24 protein-coding genes are annotated in these 23,199 nt (G+C 65.0%); 9 read left to right on the top strand and 15 right to left on the bottom strand.

Annotation, left to right across the window (positions count from 1 at the left end; translation table 11 throughout):
* Nucleotides 1-41 precede the first annotated feature (41 nt).
* Nucleotides 42-554, top strand: coding sequence for a nitroreductase/quinone reductase family protein (locus tag QM590_RS22815; protein ID WP_068048034.1), 513 nt, complete (start codon nt 42-44; stop codon nt 552-554).
* A gap of 12 nt (nt 555-566) precedes the next feature.
* On the opposite strand, the gene fgd is transcribed toward QM590_RS22815, so the two are convergent.
* From fgd to QM590_RS22800, 3 genes are all read right to left on the bottom strand, one after another.
* Nucleotides 567-1,580: a glucose-6-phosphate dehydrogenase (coenzyme-F420) gene (gene fgd, locus QM590_RS22810; RefSeq protein WP_121872231.1), complete on the bottom strand. Its 1,014-nt coding sequence runs from the start codon at nt 1,578-1,580 to the stop codon at nt 567-569.
* A gap of 133 nt (nt 1,581-1,713) precedes the next feature.
* A complete protein-coding gene (locus tag QM590_RS22805) occupies nt 1,714-2,046 on the bottom strand; it encodes a YidH family protein (protein ID WP_269596505.1) in 333 nt (110 codons plus the stop codon).
* Entirely contained in the window at nt 2,043-2,381 is a 339-nt protein-coding gene (locus tag QM590_RS22800; RefSeq protein WP_269596504.1) for a hypothetical protein, read from the bottom strand. The genes QM590_RS22805 and QM590_RS22800 overlap by 4 nt, the downstream gene beginning before the upstream one ends.
* Before the next feature lie 124 nt (nt 2,382-2,505).
* Here QM590_RS22800 and QM590_RS22795 point away from each other — a divergent pair, with 124 nt between their 5' ends.
* On the top strand, nt 2,506-4,935 hold the full coding sequence (locus tag QM590_RS22795) for a DUF222 domain-containing protein (protein WP_269596503.1): 2,430 nt from the start codon (nt 2,506-2,508) through the stop codon (nt 4,933-4,935).
* 13 nt (nt 4,936-4,948) lie between these two features.
* On the opposite strand, the gene QM590_RS22790 is transcribed toward QM590_RS22795, so the two are convergent.
* A complete protein-coding gene (locus QM590_RS22790) occupies nt 4,949-5,650 on the bottom strand; it encodes a GNAT family N-acetyltransferase (RefSeq protein ID WP_269596502.1) in 702 nt (233 codons plus the stop codon).
* A gap of 104 nt (nt 5,651-5,754) precedes the next feature.
* Here QM590_RS22790 and map point away from each other — a divergent pair, with 104 nt between their 5' ends.
* Together map and QM590_RS22780 are read left to right on the top strand one after the other, a co-directional pair.
* Entirely contained in the window at nt 5,755-6,528 is a 774-nt protein-coding gene (gene map / locus QM590_RS22785) for a type I methionyl aminopeptidase (protein ID WP_269596501.1), read from the top strand.
* Between the two features lie 159 nt (nt 6,529-6,687).
* Entirely contained in the window at nt 6,688-7,167 is a 480-nt protein-coding gene (locus tag QM590_RS22780; RefSeq protein WP_269596500.1) for a winged helix-turn-helix domain-containing protein, read from the top strand.
* Between the two features lie 3 nt (nt 7,168-7,170).
* Here QM590_RS22780 and QM590_RS22775 read toward each other — a convergent pair whose 3' ends face one another.
* The 3 genes from QM590_RS22775 to QM590_RS22765 all read right to left on the bottom strand — a co-directional run bounded on the left by QM590_RS22775 (nt 7,171) and on the right by QM590_RS22765 (nt 9,768).
* Nucleotides 7,171-7,695 carry a permease gene (locus QM590_RS22775; RefSeq protein WP_068054006.1) on the bottom strand — a complete coding sequence of 175 codons (525 nt, stop codon included), beginning with the start codon at nt 7,693-7,695 and terminating at the stop codon, nt 7,171-7,173.
* Between the two features lie 521 nt (nt 7,696-8,216).
* On the bottom strand, nt 8,217-9,152 hold the full coding sequence (locus QM590_RS22770; protein ID WP_269596499.1) for an NADP-dependent oxidoreductase: 936 nt from the start codon (nt 9,150-9,152) through the stop codon (nt 8,217-8,219).
* A gap of 61 nt (nt 9,153-9,213) precedes the next feature.
* Nucleotides 9,214-9,768, bottom strand: coding sequence for a hypothetical protein (locus QM590_RS22765; RefSeq protein WP_269596498.1), 555 nt, complete (start codon nt 9,766-9,768; stop codon nt 9,214-9,216).
* A 308-nt stretch (nt 9,769-10,076) separates the two neighbouring features.
* Here QM590_RS22765 and QM590_RS22760 point away from each other — a divergent pair, with 308 nt between their 5' ends.
* The gene (locus tag QM590_RS22760) at nt 10,077-10,835 is read left to right on the top strand and encodes an HAD-IIA family hydrolase (protein ID WP_068053998.1); all 759 of its coding nucleotides are present in this window, start codon (nt 10,077-10,079) and stop codon (nt 10,833-10,835) included.
* A complete protein-coding gene (locus tag QM590_RS22755) occupies nt 10,835-11,908 on the top strand; it encodes an isochorismate synthase (RefSeq protein WP_269596497.1) in 1,074 nt (357 codons plus the stop codon). The genes QM590_RS22760 and QM590_RS22755 overlap by 1 nt, the downstream gene beginning before the upstream one ends.
* A gap of 102 nt (nt 11,909-12,010) precedes the next feature.
* On the opposite strand, the gene QM590_RS22750 is transcribed toward QM590_RS22755, so the two are convergent.
* Genes QM590_RS22750 through QM590_RS22735 form a run of 4 tightly spaced genes read right to left on the bottom strand, consistent with a single transcriptional unit; the run spans nt 12,011 to nt 15,132 of the window.
* Nucleotides 12,011-13,234, bottom strand: coding sequence for an O-succinylhomoserine sulfhydrylase (locus QM590_RS22750; protein ID WP_269596496.1), 1,224 nt, complete (start codon nt 13,232-13,234; stop codon nt 12,011-12,013).
* Nucleotides 13,231-13,644, bottom strand: a complete 414-nt coding sequence (locus tag QM590_RS22745; protein WP_068053994.1) for a rhodanese-like domain-containing protein — start codon at nt 13,642-13,644, stop codon at nt 13,231-13,233. Before QM590_RS22745 ends, QM590_RS22750 begins: the two co-directional genes overlap by 4 nt.
* Before the next feature lie 48 nt (nt 13,645-13,692).
* Nucleotides 13,693-14,220: an Rv0361 family membrane protein gene (locus QM590_RS22740; protein WP_269596495.1), complete on the bottom strand. Its 528-nt coding sequence runs from the start codon at nt 14,218-14,220 to the stop codon at nt 13,693-13,695.
* A gap of 48 nt (nt 14,221-14,268) precedes the next feature.
* A complete protein-coding gene (locus tag QM590_RS22735; RefSeq protein WP_149406529.1) occupies nt 14,269-15,132 on the bottom strand; it encodes a TauD/TfdA dioxygenase family protein in 864 nt (287 codons plus the stop codon).
* Nucleotides 15,133-15,438: 306 nt separating this feature from the next.
* Here QM590_RS22735 and QM590_RS22730 point away from each other — a divergent pair, with 306 nt between their 5' ends.
* Nucleotides 15,439-16,824: an FAD-dependent oxidoreductase gene (locus QM590_RS22730; protein ID WP_269596494.1), complete on the top strand. Its 1,386-nt coding sequence runs from the start codon at nt 15,439-15,441 to the stop codon at nt 16,822-16,824.
* A gap of 70 nt (nt 16,825-16,894) precedes the next feature.
* On the opposite strand, the gene QM590_RS22725 is transcribed toward QM590_RS22730, so the two are convergent.
* Complete coding sequence (locus tag QM590_RS22725) at nt 16,895-17,764, bottom strand: SMP-30/gluconolactonase/LRE family protein (RefSeq protein ID WP_269596493.1); 870 nt, start codon at nt 17,762-17,764, stop codon at nt 16,895-16,897.
* A gap of 55 nt (nt 17,765-17,819) precedes the next feature.
* On the opposite strand from QM590_RS22725, the gene QM590_RS22720 reads away from it, so the two are divergent.
* Nucleotides 17,820-18,566 (top strand): amidohydrolase family protein, encoded by a 747-nt coding sequence (locus tag QM590_RS22720; RefSeq protein ID WP_269596492.1) that lies wholly within the window; start codon nt 17,820-17,822, stop codon nt 18,564-18,566.
* Between the two features lies 1 nt (nt 18,567).
* On the opposite strand, the gene QM590_RS22715 is transcribed toward QM590_RS22720, so the two are convergent.
* Both QM590_RS22715 and purT read right to left on the bottom strand, forming a co-directional pair.
* Nucleotides 18,568-19,050: a DUF456 domain-containing protein gene (locus tag QM590_RS22715; protein WP_269596491.1), complete on the bottom strand. Its 483-nt coding sequence runs from the start codon at nt 19,048-19,050 to the stop codon at nt 18,568-18,570.
* A 24-nt stretch (nt 19,051-19,074) separates the two neighbouring features.
* Complete coding sequence (gene purT / locus QM590_RS22710; RefSeq protein WP_269596490.1) at nt 19,075-20,271, bottom strand: formate-dependent phosphoribosylglycinamide formyltransferase; 1,197 nt, start codon at nt 20,269-20,271, stop codon at nt 19,075-19,077.
* 94 nt (nt 20,272-20,365) lie between these two features.
* On the opposite strand from purT, the gene QM590_RS22705 reads away from it, so the two are divergent.
* Nucleotides 20,366-21,442 carry a CaiB/BaiF CoA transferase family protein gene (locus tag QM590_RS22705; RefSeq protein WP_269596489.1) on the top strand — a complete coding sequence of 359 codons (1,077 nt, stop codon included), beginning with the start codon at nt 20,366-20,368 and terminating at the stop codon, nt 21,440-21,442.
* A 67-nt stretch (nt 21,443-21,509) separates the two neighbouring features.
* Here the strand turns inward: QM590_RS22705 and yczR are convergent, their stop codons facing one another.
* Nucleotides 21,510-22,991: a MocR-like transcription factor YczR gene (gene yczR, locus QM590_RS22700; protein WP_269596488.1), complete on the bottom strand. Its 1,482-nt coding sequence runs from the start codon at nt 22,989-22,991 to the stop codon at nt 21,510-21,512.
* Nucleotides 22,992-23,199: the final 208 nt, after the last annotated feature.

Here is a 23,199-nt window from a genome sequence, read left to right as displayed (position 1 = left end):
GGGGTGTTGACACCGGGCGCGGTCGGGTTGTCCCATGAACCATGGCCGAATCACCGTTCCCAGATGTGCGCTGGGGCAGCGAAACATCGTTCATCCGCAAGCCCGCCGTGAAGTTCGCGTCGACGAAGCCCGGTTCGTGGGTAATCCGGAACCTCGCAGGCGTCGACCGGTGGCTCTTGACCAAATCCGACGGCCGCTTCACCGTCCTCGGGCCGATCGCGGCTCCGGTGGTGCTACTGACCACCACCGGCCGCAAGTCCGGCAAGCCCAGGACGAGTCCGCTGCTGTACTACCGGGAGGGCGACAAGATCTACGTCGTCGGATCCAATTTCGGTCAGCAGCACCACCCGGCGTGGACGTCGAACCTCCTCGCCGACCCGAAGGCCGTGGTGGCCATCGGCGGCAAGAAGATTCCGGTGACGGCCACCCGGATCACCGGCGACGAGAAGGCTCGCATCTACCGGCAGTTCGACGCAATGGTCGAGGTCTACGGCGAATACGAGACCCGGACCGACCGCGACATGCGATTGTTCGCACTCGCGGCCGATCTCTAGTCTCTTCGGGAATCAGCCGAGCTTGCGCAGGCGCGGGGCCAGGTCCTTCTCGAACAGCTCCAGGAACCGCTTCTGATCGTGCCCGGGCGCGTGGAACACCAAGTGATTCAGGCCGGCATCGGTGTACTGCTTGACCTTCTCCACTGCCTCGTCCGGGTCCGATGCGACGATCCAGCGCTTGGCGACCTGCTCGATCGGAAGCTCGTCGGCGGCCTTCTCCATCTCGATCGGATCGTCGATCGAGTGCTTCTGCTCGGGCGTCAGTGACAGCGGTGCCCAGAAACGGCAGTTCTCCAGCGCCAGTTCGGGATCGGTGTCGTAACTGATCTTGATCTCGATCATCTTGTCGATCTCGCCGGCGTCGCGCTCGGCCTTGCCCGCGCCCTCTTCGACGGCCGGAAGCAGCTTGTCGGTGTAGAGCTCCATGCCCTTGCCCGACGTGCAGATGAATCCGTCGCCCGCACGTCCTGCGTACCGCGCCACCACGGGTCCGCCGGCCGCGATGTAGACCGGGATACCGCCCTCGGGGACGTCGTAGATCGACGCGCCCTTGGTGGTGTAGTACTCGCCCTCGAAGTCGACGCGGTCGCCGAGCCACAGCTCACGCATCAACCGCACCGACTCACGCAGGCGCGCGAATCGTTCCTTGAACTCCGGCCATTCGCCGGTGAATCCGGTCGCGATCTCGTTGAGCGCCTCTCCGGTGCCCACACCCAGCATGATGCGTCCGGGGTACAGGCAGCCCATCGTCGCGAACGCCTGAGCGATGACCGGCGGGTTGTAGCGGAACGTCGGCGTCAGTACCGAGGTGCCGAGCTGGATCGTGTTCGTCCGTTCCCCGACCGCCGTCATCCATGCCAGCGAGAACGGCGCGTGGCCACCCTCGTGCCGCCACGGCTGGAAGTGATCGCTGACCGTCGCCGAATCCATACCGTGCTGCTCGGCGAGCACACCGAGCTCGACCAACTCCCGCGGTCCGAACTGCTCCGCCGATGCCTTGTACCCCAGCTTGAGACCCTGCGCCACGCCGAACTCCTGTCGTTGGTCGTCCTAGTTCTTCGATTGTGCACCTGTGGTGGTTCGCGGCGTACCCCAAGGGTCGTTCCGCAGGCTCCACTCCTGCCCCACGGGTCGTTCCGCAGGCTCCACTCCTGGGCTGCTACTGGATCCCCAGAACCGTGACCACTGCCGCCAGTACCGCCACGGACCCGATACCTACAGCGAAGATCCACAGATCTCGTGACTCGGGCATCGGTGCACCACTTTCGAGGGCGTCGCGAACGCGCATCCACCGTCGCAGACCGATGATCGGTGCCGCCGCAGCGAGACCGATCAGAATCAGGCCCAGCGCCGTCCGAACCCACCCGGTACTGAAATCAGGAACCAGGTGGACGATCGCGATTCCGCCGGCGAGCAGGCCGAGAGAGGTTCGCAGCCAGGCGAGAAATGTGCGTTCGCTGGCGAGTGTGAACCGCTCGTCGGGGCGCGTCACGCCCGTGGGGTCATGCGCTCGCGAATCAGATGGGCAACCTGGTCCGGGTCGTCGGGGGTGAAGACCGGCGAGATGCGGCGGAGAGTCAGCACCACTGCAGTGTCCTTCTTGGGACGCATCACGTCCAGCGGGAGCCACTGATCGATTGTCGACGCACCCCACAGACGCCAACGACCGTTCCAGTTGCCGAGGACGGCGGTGTCTACGGCGCGAATCCTGTCGTACGGTACGAACTTCTTCGTGGCGAAGGGGAAGTAGTAGTACCTCAGAGTGACGCCTGCCTCGTCGAGACGGACCGGTCCATCGTCGTAGATGACATCGCCATTTATTCGCACAGGTAACGATAAGCGTCCAGGTCATGGCCCGCAACAGCGGTTATCGAAACCTGTCGGTGGGTCCGGTTAGTCTTCTTCTTGTTCGAACAGGCGTTCTTGTTTCGGCTCACCGGGGGGTGAAAAAATGGGTGCAATACCGACCGTGTCATTGGAGGCGTTGACCGCTGCCGCGCGTGAGGAGAATCGGCAGGCGGCCCGCAAGATCACCGCCTGCTATCGCGTGCACTGCGACTGGATCGCGCGGGACGCCAAGCACGAGCATTACAGCCGATACGGGCGCACGGAGATGTCAGTGGCGTTGGGCTGCTCGGCGACCGTCGCCGAAGCGTATGTCTCCGTCGGCGTCGCCCTGCATACCCGGCTTCCCCAGGTGAAGACCACGTTCGAGACCGGTGAGATCGATCTCGCGCGGGTGCGGACGGTATGCCGAATCCTCGACAATCTCTCCGACGACATCGTCAGGTCGGTCGAAGCCGAGGTGGTCGAGGCGGCGCGGAGGTCGTCCCCGGGCCCGCTCGAGCAGGCGATCTGGGACATCCTGCTGCGCGTTGCACCGGAGGAAGCCGCCGCGTTGCGGGAGTTCGCGAAGAAATTCCGCACCGTCACCTACAGCCCCGCCGGAGAACTCGCCCGCATCCGAGCCGAGCTGACCGCCCCCGAAGCCGCCGCCGCATGGCAACTGCTCGAGGAGATGGCCGACACCCTCTGCCCCAAAGACCCGCGCGGGAAGAAAGAACGCCTGTGCGATGCATTCATGGCCCGCATGCACGGCGAACCCCGACTGGCATGCCTGTGCCAACGCACCGACTGCCCCAAAACCGAGGCAGTGCTGCCGGATCGGCGGGTGCCGCTCACGATGATCACCGTCGACATCGCCACCCTCATCGGACTACTCGCCAACCCGGCCTATCTGGCCGGGCACGGTTCCATCGACCCGGATCTCGCACGAGAGTTGGCACGCAACAGTCACTGGCAGATCCTGCTCACCGAAGCAGTGACCCTCGCCGAGAAACTCGGACTCGCTGTGCAGAACCCGGAGACCGGGCAATGGGAACGACGCTCGGACAGCGAGAAGGCATCGGCTGCAACAGAACCCGAAACGGAAACAGAGAAGGACGAAGACGCGGGCTTGGGCTTGGGCTTGGCTGCAGACTCGGCTGCGGATGCTGACGAGGGAAATGGGTCGGAAGCGGACTCGAGGGCGGCGACAGATTCCTCGACCGAACCGACCCCGGCAAGTGCACCTGCACCTGCGCCGGGGAACACCTCGACACCAACACCGGAACCAGCAGCACCCGCATCGGCACCAGCGCCACCACAGGCACCGGCACCGGCACCGGCACCGGCACCAGAGTCACCAGAGTCACCAGAGTCACCAGAGACACTCTCAGATGAGGTCGACGAGACCGGCGAGACCGGCGATGCCGAGGAGAACGACGAGTCCATACCCGCACCTGCGACCGACCCGCCGGCAACTCCCGACCCAGACACCGATCCTGTTCGGAAGCACGCAGCGACACGCGCAGGGACGCCAGTGATCGACCCTCCCGCTCAGGCAACATCGGCCACCGGCCCTGACGTCGCTGCTTCGCCTGAACCGGCTTCAGCGTCACTATCACCTGCGGGACAGACACCACCGGCACCTGATATCACATCGAACTGTTCGGAATCACACTCTCCCACAACACCATCCGACTCCTCGGCATCCGGGGCGACGTCAGCCCGAGGCCCGGAACCGGGAACAGGCCCGACCGACGCTGCCACTGCCGCCAGCGACAATCCACGCCAGCGTCGCCTGGGATCACTGACCTCCGCCGCAGCCCTGTTCTGCACCCACACCCCCGTCGGCCGGGGCACACGGCACAGCTCTGCCCTCGACCTGGACGACATCAGACATCCCGCCCACAACATGAGAGCACTCGACCTACGCTCGGCAATCCGGCCGAACAACCGAACGATCCCCACTGCAGGCCACACACCCGCAAACCGCACACCCTCAGGCCTCTACCTCGGCAACGCCTCCCTCGCCGCAGCGCTCGAAGCCGCCATCGCCGCAGACCCCACTCTCGGAAAATCAGTAACCCGCGACCCGCTCACCGACCGCGCCCTGATCTACCGACCCGACGCCCTCACCACCGCAGCCGTCCGCCTGCGAGACAAACACTGCCGCTTCCCCGGCTGCCACCGACCCGCCGCACGCTGCCAACTCGACCACATCGTGGCCTTCGACCACGCCAACCCACGCGGCGGCGGCTGGACCACCGTCAACAACCTCCAATGCCTCTGCGACTACCACCACTCCGTCAAAACCGCCGGCTACTGGACAGCCGTCATGCTCCCCGGCGGAGCGATCCTGTGGACATCGACATCCAAGACCACCCGAATCACCCTGCCCACCAACTCCACATCCGTACCCATCCTCGGCAACGACCTCAGACCACACATCCCCACCACACCGAAACGATCCGGCCACATCGCCTACCCCAACCCACCCGACAACCGCGACCCCGAAACAGAACCCACAGCCGAAGACACTGCCGAGCCGCCGTTCTAGACGGTGCGTTCGCTCAGACAGAACCCTGGGGCTTCGGCGCGGGCGTTCGAACCAATGTCAGACGCGAGGTACGACGCAACTCGAATCCAATGGAGAGATAGAGCTCGATGGCGCGCACGTTCGCGTCCGACGCATGCAGGAACGGCTCCTCGCCGCGGGCGCGAATACCGTGGCCGACCGCTCGAACCAGGTCGGTGGCCAACCCCTGCCCACGGAACGCCGGGTCGGTACAGACGGCACTGATCTCCGTCCACCCCGGTGGATGCATGCGCTCGCCTGCCATCGCGATCAGCGCGCCATCGCGTCGAACACCGAGGTACGTGCCGAGTTCGATGGTGCGGGGCAGGAACGGCCCGGGCTCGGTGCGGCCCACCAGATCGAGCATCTCCGGGACGTCCGCTGCTGTCAGCTCCACCGCCTCGGCGAAGGGCCGCGTCTCGAGGTGCGTGCCGACGAGCTGCACCAGACCGAAGGTCTCCAGGTGCGACCACCCCTCGGGCAGTGCGCGTTCCGGGCCGTTCAGCCCGACGACGGTTCGTCGGCCGAACAGCGCAGCGATGTCGTCCCAGTCCTTGGGCTCGAGGACGTCGGGGTGCACCAGAAACGGAGACACCGCAGGATCGGCGCGCATGATCCGTCCGCGCCGGACCGCGAACCGCGAAAGTGGGCCCTCGAGGGAATTGCGAACGGGGTCGTCGAGAGGATGAGCAGACACGACAGACAGCGTCGCACGATCCAGCTCACGGCTATGCGTGCCGTCGGGCTCGTCACCAATACTTATACCGGTATCGTTGTTCGGCACACGGCGAAAGGCTCCACATGATCGAAATTCTTCCCCCCACCAAGATCCCCCTCGCGCGCGAATCCGGCGCTCTGGTGGCCGGAATTCTCCGGACCGTCCGCGAACGCGCCACAGTCGGCACCAACCTGCTCGAGATCGATCAGTGGACCAAGGACATCATCGAAGGAGCCGGGGCGACGTCCTGCTACGTCGACTATGCGCCGTCCTTCGGCCGCGGTCCGTTCGGTCACTACATCTGCACTTCCGTCAACGATGCTGTGCTGCACGGCCTTCCACACGACTATGCGCTGGCCGACGGCGATCTGCTGACGCTGGACCTGGCCGTGATCCTCGGCGGCGTCGCGGCGGATTCGGCCATGAGTTTCGTCGTGGGTGAGAACAAGCCCGCCAGGGCTCTCTCGATGATCGACGCCACCGAACGTGCGTTGGCTGCAGGAATCGAAGCAGCTGGACCGGGCAACAAGATCGGCGATATCTCCCACGCCATCGGCACGGTGCTCAGCGCTGCCGGTTACCCGATCAACATGCAGTTCGGCGGTCACGGCATCGGCTCGACGATGCACCAGGATCCCCACGTCTCCAACTCCGGACGGCCCGGCCGCGGTTACCGCCTACGGCCCGGCTTGATGTTGGCACTCGAGCCGTGGGTCATGGAGGACACCGCCGAACTCGTCACCGACCCCGACGGCTGGACCCTACGAAGCACGACGGGCTGCCTCACCGCGCACAGCGAGCACACCGTGATCATCACCGACGACGGTGCAGAGATCATGACGTTGCCGAAATCCTGAGTCGACGGCCACGGGGTCAACCGTTGCGATCACGGTGAGTGGATCCCTGGCGGAACTGCCGATAGCCGACGAGCCTGTGTCTGTGAGCGAGAACTGTCGCCGCTCCCGCTGACCATCCGTCCAGCATCCGCAGCACCCTTGCCACAGGAGCTATCCATCATGAGCACCGGAGCGACCGTCGTCGTCCGCATCTCCGATTCCGGCACGGCGTCCCTGCAGGGACTGACTCGCCCACAACTGCATGCACTCGCCGATGCCCTCCGCAGCGCCGCCAAGAGCTACGCCCCGCACGCGAAGATCCTGACGCGCTTCGATGTACGCGTGAGCGATCTCAACGCTCCCCTGGTGATCGATCTGCCTGCCCGCGATGTGATCCTCGGCGGCAGGAGCGTTCGGCTCTCCCCCACCGAGTTCGAGATATTCGCCTACCTGGCGCGGCACCCTCGGGTCGTGGTCGGACGATCCGAACTCGGCACCTCCGACGGCGGACGCAGTGTCGACGTCCACCTCTCCCGAGTGCGCACCAAACTCGGTCAGTTCGGTCGACTGATCACCACGGTCCGGGGAACCGGCTATCGCTTCGACCCGGAACCGGGAATACGCGTCATCACCCAACCGACCACTCTGCGCAGCGCCTGAGAGTTATTGCGACAGAGCAGCAGCTCTGCGGCGACGCTTCCGCCGGACCACCACGAACACCAGCAAGGCAAACAGAACCACGGCAATGAGGGCCCCGAGTGCCGTGGCACCACGGAAGCCAGGCGCGCTGGTGTCGAGGGTGCGTTCGCCGGCATGAGCGGCGTTGCTGGTTCCGAGAACGATCGTGAGCGTCAACAGGTTCGGGATGGCCGTGACGACGGCCAGGATGACCGAGCCGATCGCCAATTGCTTGCCCGCCCTGCCCTTCCGAACCGACCAGGCGCTCCAGAAGAACACCAGCGGCGCGAACGTGCAGACGATGCCGAACAGCAGGCCCCACAGAATGCCCTTGGTGAACGTGCGGTCGGCCAGGGTCTCCACCCGCAGACTCCACCAGCGCGGAAGGAACGCTGCCAGGATGAAGTAGGCGATCAACAGCAGGACGATGCCGGCTCCGACGAGAATGCCCCGCCTCTTCCAGTTCGCCGAGCTGGTCGACGGTGCGGGCGTAGTCGGATCGGCAGTCATGCCGACAATCGTAGAGCCTGCACAGCAGTGCCCCGGTCGTGTCGAGACCCGATCGTTAACTGAAAAGGTCCGCGAAGACGAAAACTAGGTCCGGCGGGCCGAGATTTCGACCAGCGGGCTCTTGCCGGATTCGCGTCCCTCGGAAGCAGTGCGATACGGCCACAAAGCTCGTGCCAGTAGACCGACCGACAGTCCGATCCACATCCATGCCAAATCGCGTTGTAGGAACGCGAGTGCTGAACCGACAAGCCTGAGCACGGAGCCGATCCCAATCGAGCTGCACCGTGTTGAGCGCATCGGCCGCCGAACGAGAATCCTCGACCTCGAAGACGGACGAGACTTCCGAGCGAACTGCCGCAGGACCGCCTGAGCGCCGCCAATATCGGCCGGGCCGACAACCCCGCGATGCCTGACGACTCGAGCGGCCGAGACCTCACACCCCTTATGCCGACCGATCACCCCTGGTCTGACCCGAGTTCGACTGATCGGTCGGGAGAAAGGGTGTGAAGTTACCCGAACAATCAGGGAATCAGGACGAACTTCCCGCGAGGGTGTGCCGTCTGCAGTTCGGCGTGCGCCCTGGCGACGTCATCGAGTGGGAAGGTCTTGGCAACCGTCACCTCGAACACCCCCGCACCGGCCTGCTCCAGCAGCACCGGCGACGCGAGGCGTCGACGCTCCATGCTCGCCGGCCCACCGACGGTCGAAAACCCGTCTGCCGAGGCCCGCCCGAAGGCTGCCGTCGTCACCAATCTTGCTCGATCCGTGAGCAATTCGAGAGACACGTCGATGGCCTCGTCGGTGCCCACCGTGTCGATGGCTGCGTCGATGCCGTTCGGTGCGGCTACCCGGACCCGGTCGATCAGTCCGTCGCCGTACTCGACCGGCTCGACCCCGAAGGCACGCAGCGCTTCGTGATTCTGAGCGCGAGCAGTCCCGATGACCTTTGCACCGCGTTCCAGAGCGAGCTGAGCCACCACGGACCCGACGCCGCCCGAAGCCCCGTGCACGAGCACCGTGTCGCCGCTCTTCACGCCGACGGATTCCAGTGCGTCGTAGGCTGTTCCGGCAACGGCCAGCACCCCGGCGGCGACGTCCCAATCCAGATTCGCCGGCTTCGGGAACACGAAGCGCGCGGGCGCGACAATCTTCTCGGTGTACGTGCCGTTCACGCCGGAGACGATCACCTCGTCGCCGACGGCTATCGAACCGCCCGGGCCCTCGACAGCGCCGCCGACTGCCACCACGATTCCCGACGCCTCACTGCCCAGGGCGATCGGGAGCTTCGATTCGTCGGTACCGAACGCACCGCTGTAGCTCTTGAAGTCGAAGGGATTGACTCCGATCGCCTTCAGCTCGACCAGAACCTCACCCTCGGAGGGTTCGGGTAACTCTCGATCGACGATCTCGACGACTTCCGGACCACCGTAGGACGCTGCAACTGCTGCTTTTGTCATGCAAAGTACAACGACCGACACGGTAGAGAATGTTCCGGTCAGACCCTCATTGTCCGACGACTCAGACGGCCACCGACAGCTGGTTTCGTTCGCCCCGCTCCAGGACCGAACCTGCGCGATGAAGAACGACACTCGGCTCCGTCAGGTTCGCGCGCTCGACCCAATAGTCGATTGTTTCCCGGCCTGCCTCGAACTGCGCGAGCATCTCCAGACACAGCCATGACACGACCGAGAAGTCCGGCTCCACTCCGTCGAGCCCTGTCAGTGCCACTTCTTCTGCCACCGAGAGCAGCGCACGATCGGTCTCGGAACAACTCCGATCGAGCCATGCCGCAGCACGACGAAGAAGTGCCCAATCCGACTGGGGCACAGCTTCGGTCGCCGACTGCCTACACAATTCTGCCGTCGCGGCAAGCACATCCACAACCGGACTCGACACCGCACCGTCCAATTCGACGAGCAAGCCTCGCTCCGAATCGATCATGTCTGCCATGTAGTGCCAGCGGACGGGAATTGCCGCGCCTTCGGGCCACAATTCCGTCATCCCGAACTGAAGTCGGGCGATCAGTTCCCTCGGTGAACTGCACGAAGCGGCGAAGCGAAAAGCGTCGTTCATGTCGATCATCCCCACTGGGTCAACACTCAGCCAACGGACACCGGCTCGGAATCGAGCTCGGGAGGTGCTGCAATGCAGTGGCGTCTGTCGCCGAACAAGCAACGCTGCTGTGGTCGTTACGTCTGCCTTGCCCGTTATTGAACGCCGTGACCAGCGCACGCGCGACTCGGCGTTACCGGAAATCGACAACGTCACAATTTTCCCGACCAACCGCCGAGCCGAACGCGCGAGTGGAGCCTGCGCAATGGGCAAGTAGGTAAAATACGGAGGTGAGCGAAATCGAGAAGCCTCAGCAGTGGACGTACCTGATGGACATGGACGGGGTTCTGGTTCACGAGGATCATCTGATTCCCGGGGCCGACACGTTCCTCGCCGAACTGCAGGCCAACGAGATTCCGTTCATCGTGTTGACGAACAATTCGATTCGCACCCCTCGTGACCTGCGCGCACGTCTCGCCTTCACCGGTCTGGACATTCCGGAGAAGTCGATCTGGACCTCCGCTCTCGCGACCGCGACGTTCCTCGGCAATCAGCGACCCGGCGGCAGCGCCTACGTCGTCGGCGAGTCGGGTCTGACGACGGCCCTGCACGACATCGGCTACACCCTCACCGACTCGAGCCCCGACTACGTGGTACTCGGCGAGACTCGGACCTACTCGTTCGAGGCCATCACCACCGCCATCCGTCTCGTTGAGAAGGGTTCGCGATTCATCGCCACCAACCCCGACGCCACCGGACCGTCCCGTGAGGGCTCGCTGCCTGCGACCGGTTCGGTTGCCGCGCTGATCACCAAGGCCACCGGCAAGGAGCCGTACTACGTGGGCAAGCCCAACGCGTTGATGATGCGTTCGGCGCTGCGTGCGATCGGTGGCCATTCCGAGAACACGCTGATGATCGGCGACCGGATGGACACCGACGTACTCTCGGGCCTCGAAGCCGGACTGCAGACCATCCTGGTCCTCACCGGCATCTCGACGGTCCAATCTGTCGAGCAGTATCCGTACCGACCGACCAAGGTCCTCGATTCCGTCGCAGACCTGGTGGGCCGCACGCAGAACCCGTTCTGATGACACTCGAATTCGTTCTCTCCCGGCAGGATCACCACGTCGTCGGGCGGGGTGTCCGGCACGCTTTTCCCGATATCGCCGACGCGGTGGCCGCGGTGCGAGACGGCCGAAACGTCGTCGGCGCAATCCCTTTCGACATGTCCGACGCCACCGCGCTGATCGAGCCGGAGGAGTTCTACCGACTCGACGGGCCGTGGGCAACGGTCGATGCTCTCCCGCCTTTGCCGACCGTGACCGTTGCGCGGCAGATTCCCGATCCGAGTGTTCACGTGCAGCGAGTCCGGGATGTCGTCGAGCAATTGAAAGCCGGTGTGGCCGAGAAGATCGTGCTGGCGCGGGCCATCGAGGTGTCCGCGGATTCGCCGATCGACCCTGTCTCGGTGCTGAGCGCGTTGGTCTCCCGGGATCCGATGGGCCACGGCTTTCTGGCGGACCTGTCGCCCGCAGGCAGAACCGGCACACACATCGTCGGTGCCAGCCCGGAACTGTTGGTTCGCAAGCGCGGCAACATCGTCACCTGCCATCCGTTCGCGGGAACAGCAGCACGGTCGACCGACCCCGACGAGGAAGCGCGCATCTCCGCGGCGTTGGCGGCGAGTGCGAAGGATCAGGCCGAGCATCGCTTCGTCGTCGACGAGATCCGGGCCGCATTGACACCGTTCTGCGAGACGCTGGAGGTGCCCGACTCCCCCCAGCTCAGCAGCACTCCGCAGCTGTGGCACCTGTCGACGCCCATCGTCGGGACGCTGGCCGATCCCGCGACCTCGGCACTCGACCTGGCGCTTGCGCTGCACCCCACCGCCGCCGTCGCCGGGGTGCCCCGAGCTGCGGCGATGGACACCATCGACAGCGTCGAGGGATCCCGCGGCTTCTACGCCGGGGCCGTCGGATGGACCGATGGCAGCGGCGACGGCGAGTGGATGGTCACCATTCGCTGCATCGAACTTTCGGCCGACAGCCTGACCGGAACGGCCACCGCCGGCGGGGGCATCGTCGCGGATTCGGATCCCGACGCCGAACTCGACGAAACCACAGCGAAATTCAGAACCGTGCTGAGCGTCTTCGACCGCTGATTCGATCCGGTCCGCACAACATCTACGCCTCGCGCAGAAATCCACGCCCGCCGAACGGGGTGTGGATCTGCACGCGGGGCGTGGATTCGTCCGCTGCGCCGACTACTTCAGGGCCTGGTCCAGATCTCCGATCAGATCCTCGGTGTCCTCGAGGCCGATGGAAATGCGTACGACGCCATCTGTGATCCCCACTGCCGCACGACCTTCCGGACCCATCGCGCGGTGCGTGGTGGTCGCCGGGTGGGTGATGAGCGACTTCGAGTCACCCAGGTTGTTCGAGATGTCGACGATGCGCAGTGCGTCGAGCACCTCGAAGGCACGCTTCTTGGCCTCGCCCTCGGGAGCATCGAGCTCGAACGTGACCACGGTACCGCCGCCCGACATCTGCGACTTCGCCAGCTCGTACTGCGGATGCGATTGCAGGAACGGATATTTCACCCAGCGCACCGCAGGGTGAGCTTCGAGGAACTCGGCGATCTGCAGCGCGGAGTTCACCGAATGCCGCACTCGCACCGGCATCGTCTCCAATCCCTTGAGCAGGGTCCACGCGTTGAACGGGCTCAGCGCCGGACCGGTGTGCCGCATCAGGGTCTGCACCGGACCGTCGATGTACTCCTTCGATCCGAGGATCGCACCGCCCAGCACCCGCCCCTGACCGTCGATGTGCTTGGTACCGGAGTACACCACCACGTCGGCACCGAGTTCGAGGCTGCGCTGCAACAGCGGCGTCGCGAACACGTTGTCCAGCACCACAGTTGCACCGGCCGCATGAGCCATCTCGGAGACGCGTCGAACATCGACCAACGACTGCATCGGGTTGGACGGAGTCTCGAAGAACACCGCCGTCGTCGGCACCGACAGCGCCTGCTCCCACTGCTCGAGGTCCTCGCCGTCGACGAAGACGGTCTCGACGCCCCAGCGCGGCAGGATTTCGTTGCAGACGACGAAGCACGAGCCGAAAAGGCTACGCGCAGCAACCAATCGGTCACCGGCCTTCAACAGGGCACCGAGGGCCGTGAACACCGCCGACATTCCGCTCGAGGTACCGAAGCACGCCTCGGCACCCTCGATCAGGCGCAGTCGCTCCTCGAACATCTTGACCGTCGGGTTGCCGTAGCGCGAGTACACGAAATGATCGATGTCTCCGGTGAACGCCTGTTCGGCGGCTCCGGCACTTTCGTACACGAAACCCGAAGAGAGATACAGAGCTTCGGCGTTCTCGTCGAACCCGGATCGCATCAGGCCGCCGCGAACTCCCAGCGTTGCCTGACCCACACCCTCGGGTAACGGCTTGTCGAAACCGCCGCCTTTCGGATTCCCGCTCACGACTGCCTCCAAGGCAACCCGACCGCACGCCACCCCGTGGCTCCGCGGTGTCCGTCGGCGTCGGTGGCACCTTCGAAACCGTCGAGCACGTTGTAGGACGGGCCGATTCCCGCAGCGGTCGCGGCTTCGGCGGCACCGATGGATCGCTGACCGGAGCGGCACAGGAACACCACCGGCCGATCGCCGTCCACGCCTGCGGCTTTCAGGTCGTCGACGAAGTTGGCGTTGCGGGCACCGTCGGGAAAGCTGACCCACTCGATCAGGTGCGTCGGGCGGTCGATGCCGGAGGTGTCCGGGACACCGACGTACTGCCACTCGGCGCGCGTCCGAACATCCACGAGCACTGCTTCGGGGTTGCTCTGCAACAACTCCCAGGCAGCTTCCGGGGTTATGTCACCTGCGTAGGTCACTTGATCAGCCTTCCGTCACTCGCTGTTTCGACATCACACACGTACCGGTCAGACATTGCACACCAGCCACTTGTCGTCCACACGGACGAAATTCCACACGTCGTCGGTCTGCACTCCGGATTTCTCTTCCTTCAGCGGGACCGTGACCATTCCGCGGTCGCCGTTGACCTGGTACTCGGTCGGCACACCGTCGATGGACGTCTCGCCGTTGCGCTCGACCTCGCCTGCCCGATCGGTTCGGTACTGCACGTCGTCACCCGGAATCAGGCGCTCGACCTGATCGAAGCATGTGTTCTGACGCAGCAGCTCCGCGTTACCGGTGTTCTGCGCTTCGAGGAACCCGTCGAGGCTGTCGGTGAGCAACTGGGCCTGCGTCACGTTGTCCTCCGCGGGAGCGAACTTCGAGGCCGCTAAGATGCCGACGAGCAAGGCGACGACGATGCCCACGGCGATGATGAACGGCCACGCGTTGGGCGGACGCTGCTCACCGGACTCGGCAGCCGCCTCGGATGCGTTGTTGCGCGCTTCCTCACGACTGTCGACCCACTGCTGCCTACGTTCACTCCACGACGCCATGAAGCCAATCTTCCTCGATCCGACGGGTCCGCGTTCAGCTGGGGCCTCTCAGTGAGAGGGGCCGACGGGGATGTCTCCACGCAACGTGATGCGGTGCATCTTGCGGTGCTCGGTGCCGTAGTCGCGGTTGGCGTAGTGCGAGGTGCTGCGGTTGTCCCACAGCACCAGGTCGCCCAGCCGCCAGCGGTGCCGCACGATGTGCTCGGGTTTGGTCAGGTGCGCGTAGAGCAGATCCAGGATCCCGCGACTCTCGGCCTCCGACACACCCACGATGTGGGAGGTGAAACCCGGATTGACGAACAACCCCTTGCGGCCGGTTTCCGGATGGACCCGCACGACGGGATGTTCGACGGGGACCAGCGCGGTGACTTCCTTGCCGTCCCACACGTTGCCCTTTCCGCCGCGCTTCTGCGCGAGGTAGTAGCCGAATTCACGGTTGCCGTCGTGAATTGCCGTGAGCCCGTCGATCATTCGACGCACGGGTGCGGACAGCGATTCGTAGGCGAGCTGGCTGTCGGCCCAGTTGGTGTCGCCGCCGTGCGGTGGCAGGACAACGGGCCGCAGGATCGAACCCATCGGCGGACGTTCCATGAACGTGACGTCGGTGTGCCAGACGTCGGCGAATCCGTTGTCCTGACTGTCGAGCGCGTAGACCTCGGGGGCGACGTGGCCGCTGTCGTGCACCGGGTGGCCAGCCGTCAGGTCGCCGAGCCTGCGACCGAATTCGACGTGTGCAGCGTCGTCGAGCGTTTGCCCGCGCAGCACCAGAACCTTGTGCTCGACGAGGGCTCGGCGCACGGCGTGAATCTGCGCATCGGACGCCGCGGCGACGTCGAGGCCGATGACCTCGGCACCGAACGACGGGCCGAGCTTGTCGAAAGTGAGCGTGACGGGCTGTTCCAGAGTGGTCATGTGTCCTCGAATCTGTGCACGGCCGGCGCTGATCTTCGGCAACGCTGCCGCGAAAGGGAGGGAACCCGACCTGCTGAATACCTACAGAAGGAGGGGACGGGCGTCGGGTCTTGTCACCGACAACACATGTTGGTGCAGGTACGACAGAAGTCGACGGTGAACCGTCGGACCAGGTATGTCGTCTCCACAGAGCAATTCCTACCGGAAACCGGGAAATCCGGCAAGTTGCCCACTGCCCCAGCTCAGGTTGTCCTTAATTTATGCTGGGGTGTCCGCACTTCCCTCGAAGAAGGTAGCTCGCTGCACATGACTGATCAGACTCGTCCACTCCGCGTCGCCATCGTCGGTGCCGGACCGGCAGGCATCTACGCCGCCGACGCGCTCATGAAGTCCGACCACAATGTCAGCGGACCGGGCGTCAGCATCGACCTCTTCGAGCGCATGCCCGCGCCGTTCGGGCTCATCCGCTACGGCGTGGCCCCCGACCACCCACGCATCAAGGGCATCATCACCGCCCTGCACAAGGTGCTCGACAAGCCCCAGGTCCGCCTGCTCGGCAACATCGACTACGGCACCGACATCACCCTCGACGACCTGCGCCGCTTCTACGACGCCGTCATCTTCTCCACCGGAGCCAACGCCGACCGCGCACTCAACATCCCCGGCATCGACCTCGACGGCAGCTACGGCGCCGCCGACTTCGTCTCCTGGTACGACGGCCACCCCGACGTGCCCCGCACCTGGCCCCTCGACGCCGAGAAAGTCGCCGTCCTCGGCGTCGGCAACGTCGCCCTCGACGTCGCACGCGTCCTCGCCAAAACCGGCGACGAACTGCTCCCCACCGAAATCCCCGCCAACGTCTACGAAGGCCTCAAAGCCAACAAGGCCATCGAAGTACACGTCTTCGGCCGTCGCGGACCGGCACAGGCCAAATTCACCCCACTCGAACTCCGCGAACTCGACCACTCCCCCAACATCGAGGTCATCGTCGCCCCCGAGGACATCGACTACGACGAAGGCTCCGAACAAGCCCGCCGCAGCTCCAAGCAAATCGACATGGTCGCCAACACCCTGCAGGACTGGGCCATCCGCGACGTCGGCAAACGCCCACACAAACTGTTCCTGCACTTCTTCGAATCCCCCCACGAAGTCCTCGGAGACAACGGCAAAGTCGTCGGCCTCCGCACCGAACGCACCGAACTCGACGGCACCGGCAACGTCACAGGCACCGGCAAATACAACGACTGGGACGTCCAAGCCGTCTACCGCGCCGTCGGCTACCTCAGCCAGAACATCAGCCAACTCCCCTTCGACGAGCAAGCAGGCACCATCCCCAACGAAGCCGGACGCGTCGTCGAATCACCGCACTCCACCACACCCGTCCCCGCCACCTACGTCACCGGCTGGATCAAACGCGGACCCGTCGGCCTCATCGGTCACACCAAGGGCGACGCCAACGAAACCGTCGCGAACCTGCTCGAGGATGCGCCGAACTTCGTCGGTGCGGCCGAGCCGGATCTGGACGCGGTCACCTCGTTCCTCGAAGGCAAGCAGGTCCCCTTCACCACCTGGGACGGCTGGTACCGCCTCGACGCCCACGAACGCTCCCTCGGCGAACCCGAAGGCCGCGAACGAGTCAAGGTCGTCGAGCGTGAGGACATGCTGAAGGCATCCGAGCCCGACAAGGCCTAGAGCGGCTGCGCCGCATGTGAGCGGAACTTCGACCCCTGCTACGAAGTTCCACTCACATGCGCGGAGCGCTCTACACCCGCACTGCCAGTAGCTTTCCTTCGGTCTCGATCTTGCGCTGATGCTCGTTGAAATCCGGTGCAGCGCAGACGAACAGCGTGCGGCCGTCGGATCCGCCGAGTCCACAAGCGAAGACCCCGAGATCGAAATCGAGCTGCTGAAGAATCTCCCCGCCCGGTGCCACGTGCAGCACTCGCTGCCCCAGCGCGTCGGCGATCCACATGGTGCCGTCGGTGTCGATGCAGCAACCGTCGGCCGCCACCTTCACCTCGCCCATGGCCGTGGCCATGTCCGTCGACGACGGCAGCTCACCGAATTTCGCCCAGTCGCGCCGCTCCCCCAGCGACCCGTCCTCGGCGATGTCGAAGGCACTGACCCGGTTGCCGACCGTCTCGTCGACGAGCAGTTCGCCCGACGCCGTGAAGGCCATCCCGTTGGGGAAATACAGATCCGACGCCACCACGTGCGCGGAACCGTCCGGGTCGACGCGAATCAGATCAGCCGTCTCGACGGGCGCGAAGTTCATCAGATCGAACCCGAAATTACCGATGTACGCGCGGCCCTGCGCGTCGACGAGCATGTCGTTGAGGTTCGCCTTCACGTACGTCGACAGATCGGCGTGCACGGTCAGCGAGCCGTCGTGCTCACGCAGTAGCAACTTGTAGTCGCGCATCGACACGATCAGCAGCCGCCCGTCGGGCAACCATCCCAGGCCCGACGGCTGATTGGGTACTTCGGCTTCGACTCGTACGTCGGAGCCGTCCTCGAGGGCGGACACGACGCGATGGGAGTAGAAGTCCGATACCCAGATCCTCCCCTCGTGCCAGCGTGGACATTCGAAATAGGTGTATCCGTCGAGAACGACAGTGGTCTCCGGTTTCATGTTTCGAATTCAAACACCGCGAACGGTGGCCGCGACGCCGAATGGGTGAGCTGGCATGCTGGGGGCCGTGTTCGACGCCCACCTACACATCATCGACCCGAAGTTTCCGCTCATCGAGAACCACGGTTTCCTGCCCGATCCGTACACCGTCTCGAACTACCTCTACGACGTCGACGGGCTCGGTATCACTGGCGGCGCAGTGGTCACGGGGTCGTTCCAGGGCACCGATCAGAGTTTCCTGCTCGCTGCGTTGGACACTCTGGGACGCGGCTGGGTCGGCGTCACGCAGATCGATCCGGAATGTTCCGACGAGGACATCGTCGCACTGAACGACGCGGGCGTGCGGGGAATGCGGTTCAACCTCAAACGCGGCGAGACGGATCTGCAGATGCTTACCGTTCAGGCGCGTCGTGTCCACGATCTGGTGGGGTGGCACGCCGAACTGTACGTCGATGCGTCCCTGCTGCTCTCGCTCGAACCCGTCCTCGCGAAACTGCCGGCGGTGAGCATCGATCACTTGGGACTCTCGACACAGGGTCTGCCGTATCTTCTCGACCTCGTCGACCGCGGAGTACGCGTCAAGGCAACGGGATTCGGCCGGGTCGATCTCGATATCGCCGACACCCTGCAGCAGATTCACCGGGTCAATCCCGCCGCGTTGATGTTCGGCACCGATCTCCCGGGCACCCGCGCCCCACGCCCGTTCTCGGCGAACGACATCGACATCATTTCTCACGCCGTCGGCGGCGATCTCCCGGCGGTGCTCGACGGCAACGCCCGGGCTTGGTATCGCGTCCCCTGACCTAGATGAGTAGCGCTCCGCCGAGCCACACCGCCGAGGCGAGCAGGGCACCGAACAGTTCCACCAGAATGGACAGACCAGCGGCCTTGGTGGCGTGCACGGTGGATCTCCATGCCTCGGAATGGTTTCGATGCCTGGGCACTTCCGCCACGTAGACGCCGGCGATGAAGCCGATGAACAGGCCTAGGACGGGGATGACGAAGAATCCGACGATGCCGAGCAGCCCGCCGATCATCAGCGATCGCGTCGGCACACCCGCCTCCCGCATGCGCCGCCCGGGCCAGGTGTATTTCACGACGCCGCTGATCACCAGCAGCACCGTCGCGATCGCGAAGACCGTCCACGCTGCGGCTCCGCCGGTGACCCACGCCCACACTGCGACGGCCCCGAAGATCAGGATGGTGCCCGGCAGAATCGGGACGACGATACCGACGAGGCCGACCAGAATCACCAGGCCGACTAGGACTTCTCCGAGCGCACTCATGAGCTCAGTGTGCCCTGTGTCCGGTCAGACGACGGGACGAACCTTGCCCGCTGCCTCGCGTGCCCGGCTCCGTGCAGTGTCGATATCCGACGCCGTCGACACCGCCACTCCCATCCGACGCCGGACGAAGCTCGTCGGCTTGCCGAACAGACGAAGATCGGTCTCGGGGACAGACAGCGCATCGGCGACGCCGTCGAAGTGAATGCCGTCCGCGTCGACGCCGCCGTAGATGACCGCCGACGCACCGGGGGAGAGCAGCGTCGTGTCGATCGGCAGACCCAGAACGGCCCTGGCATGCAGCTCGAACTCCGAGAACCGTTGCGTGCGCAGGGTCACCAGGCCCGTATCGTGCGGCCGCGGACTGACCTCGGAGAAGTAGACGTTGTCGCCCTGCACGAACAGTTCGACGCCGAACAACCCGCGTCCGCCCAGGGCCGTCGTGATCCGCTCGGCAACATCGCGCGCACCGGCCAGGGCAGCGTCGGACATCGGTTGGGGTTGCCAGGATTCGATGTAGTCGCCGGATTCCTGCAGGTGCCCGATCGGCTCACAGAACGAGGTTCCGTTCGCCGCTCGGACGGTGAGAAGCGTTATCTCGTAATCGAAATCGACGAATCCCTCGACGATGACGCGACCGAGGTCGACGCGGCCGCCCGTCAGCGCGTACTCCCACGCCGCCTCGACATCGGCCTCGCTGCGAACAACGGACTGCCCCTTGCCCGACGAGGACATGACGGGCTTGATGACGGCGGGAAAGCCGATGGTGGACAGCGCTTCTCGCACGTCTTCCAGTGAATCCGCGAACGCATAGGGGGACGTCGGCAGCCCGAGCTCCTCGGCTGCGAGACGCCTGATGCCCTCACGGTTCATGGTCAGCTGAGTCGCGCGAGCCGTCGGGATCACGACCGTCCGGCCCCGCACTTCCACCTCGGCCAGGGCATCGGTGGCGATGGCCTCGATCTCCGGCACCACGAAGTCCGGCTGCTGCGAATCGATCAGGGCCAGTAGTTCTTCGGGGTTGCTCATGTCGATCGTGAACGCGTGATGGGCAACCTGGTGACCGGGGGCGTTGTCGTAGCGATCGACGGCAATCACCTCGACGCCGAGGCGCTGGAACGCGATGATCACCTCTTTGCCCAGCTCACCCGAGCCGAGCAACATCACCCGGGTGGCCCCGGGAGTGAGCGGAGTACCGATGCGGACGGGATCTGGGGCAGTCACAGCCCTATTATCCACACCCCGATCAGTTGGACGACCTAGTACAAGTTAGTCTCCATTCACATTCGCAGCTGACGAGTCGGAACGAGGCAACAACGTGTCGAACACTGGTGGACCGCTGACAGGGCTCCGAGTCGTCGAACTCGCGGGCATCGGGCCCGGCCCGCACGCCGCGCTGCTGCTGGCCGACCTCGGCGCAGACGTCGTACGCGTCCAACGCGCAGGCCAGGTGTCCCCACACGACCATCAGCTGCGCAGCCGCACCATCGTCGAGGCGAACCTCAAGGACCCCGCCGACATCGAGAAGGTCCTCGGCCTGATCGAGCGCGCCGACGTGCTGATCGAAGGGTTCCGCCCCGGCGTCACCGAACGCCTCGGCCTAGGACCCGACGACGCCCTGGCCCGCAACCCGCGTCTGGTCTACGGCCGGATGACCGGCTGGGGCCAGGAAGGTCCCTGGTCGCAGACCGCCGGCCACGACATCAACTACATCTCCGTCACCGGTGTGCTCAACGCGATCGGCCGTGCGGGCGAGCGGCCCGTGCCGCCACTGAACATGGTCGGAGACTTCGGCGGCGGCTCGATGTTCCTCGTCTTCGGCATCATGGCGGCGCTCTACGAGCGCCAGAGCTCCGGGCAGGGCCAGGTGGTCGACGCAGCGATGGTCGACGGCACCGCCGCGCTCTCGCACATGATCTGGTCGTGGCGTGGCGTCGGAGCCTGGAGCGACGACCGTGGCACCAACCTGCTCGACACCGGCGCGCCCTTCTACGACACCTACGAGACCTCCGACGGCCAGTACATGGCAGTCGGCTCGCTCGAGCCACAGTTCTACGCTCAGTTGCTCACCGGATTGGGCCTCGCCGATGCGGACCTGCCGCCGCAGATGGACAAGTCCCGCTGGCCCGAGCTGCGCGAGAAGTTCACCGAGACGTTCCTGTCCAAGACCCGCGACGAGTGGGCCGCGATCTTCGACGGCACCGACGCCTGCGTGTCACCGGTCCTCACCTTCGCCGAGGCACCGAATCACCCACACATGAAGGATCGCGACTCGCTCATCGACGTCGGTGGCGTCACCCAGCACCGTCCGGCACCGCGGTTCTCCCGCACCGAAAACGGAGTCCCGACGCCACCGCCCTCCACCGCAACCGACATCGGCTCGGTCTGGAGCTGATTGCGCGTCGAACTCGAAGTTGTGGACGGATTTCGGCTGATTTCCGTCCGTAACTTCGAGTTCGCGGTCAGAAGACCAGCGCCGGTTGTTCCGATTCGACGCTCGGGGCCAGTGCTCGATACGCCGCCGCCGTCGCCATCACCGCGGCCCGAAGCTCTTGCGGCTCACGGGTGTACGGCAGCCTGAGGTAGCGCTCGAAGGCACCCTCGACGCCGAACCTCGGTCCCGCGGCCAGCACTGCGCCGAAGGCGGGAGCGGTGGCGGCGAGCGCACTCGACACCGGTGCGGGTAGCTGCAACCACAGCGACATGCCGCCCTCGGAGCGGCGGTAGCGCCAGTCCGGAAGATGTTCGGCCAGAGCGTCTTCGAGCACCTCACGACGCTCACGTAGCTGCGACCGACGGAGCTCGAGCGCCGGTTCCGCGTCCTGCAGCAGGAACGAGGACGCCAACTGATCCATGATCGACGTGCCGAGGTCGTGTGCTGCCCGCGAGCCCGCCAGCTGCGAGACGAGCGACGGATGCGCCCTGATCCATCCGATGCGCAGGCCACCCCAGAACGACTTCGATGCCGACCCGATCGTGACGATATCGGACCCCGAGACCCGCCCGAACGACGCGACCGGTGGGGGTGGTGGGGCGTCGAGCCACAGATCCACCATGGTCTCGTCGACGATGAGCGTCATGCGCGTGTCACGGGTGATGCGGGCGAGCTCCGCTCGACCCTCGGCACCCAGCACCTGGCCGGTAGGGTTGTGGAAGTCCGGAATCAGATACGCCACCTTGGCGGCAGTTTGCCGTGCGGCACTGCGGATCCCGTCGAGATCCCAGTCGCCGTCGGCCGGACGCACCGGCACCGGCACGGGACGGGCACCGACTCGCCTGATGGCTTCGAGCGCGTTGGGATAGGTCGGATGGTCGATCAGCACTCGATCACCGGGCGAGGTCAACGTGCCCAGCAACAGCCGGACCGCCTGCTGCGCACCGGACGTCACCATGATCTGATCAGCAGTCGTCGGCAGGCCACGCTCGACGAAGCGTTGCGCGATGGCCTCCCGCAGTACCGCCAGACCGATGGGCTCCATGCCGTGCGTCGGCAGATACGTCGGAAGTGCCTGTAGCGCAGACTCGTACGCCGCGGTCATGGTGCCGTCCGCCGCCGCCATGGCCGCGTGGGACATGTCCACCACCGGACCCGACGGTGTCGTCGACTGGATCAACAATCCGTTGGGAGTGGGCGCAGCGGGCAGCGCGACGGTACTGCGCGATCCCTGCCTGCTGATCAGATACCCCTCGTCGCGCAGGACCGAGTACGAGGACGTGATGGTGGTACGACTGAGATCGAGAGCCGCCGACAGATCACGCTCACTGGGCAGACCGACACCGAGCGGAATGCGACCGTCGTGAATGAGTAGTCGAACGCCGTCGGCCAACGCCCGATACGTCGGACGCGACGCCTTGCGCCTCCCGGATCCGTCCGAGGACGCGTCGCCGCGCCAGCTGCCGAGATCGCGGGCCAGTGACGCTGCATTGAGGACTCTCGAAGCCATGCCCACCAGTATTCGCCCACTGGTCTTCGACTTTCAAGTCCATTGAGCTTTTCACTGGACTGCCACCTGAGGTCAGGTGAATACTGGACCGATGCCGAGCAGCACGCTCTTCGACACCACCATCGGCCGTTGCGGCATCGCCTGGACCGATGACTGACGGCGCTCATCGAAATTCCCCACTGACGCTCACTGAAATTCCCCACCCGTG

Origin of the sequence: Rhodococcus sp. IEGM 1372, from assembly GCF_030056835.1 — a bacterium.
Taxonomy (GTDB): domain Bacteria; phylum Actinomycetota; class Actinomycetes; order Mycobacteriales; family Mycobacteriaceae; genus Rhodococcoides.
This window is presented reverse-complemented; position numbering and strand designations above follow the sequence as displayed.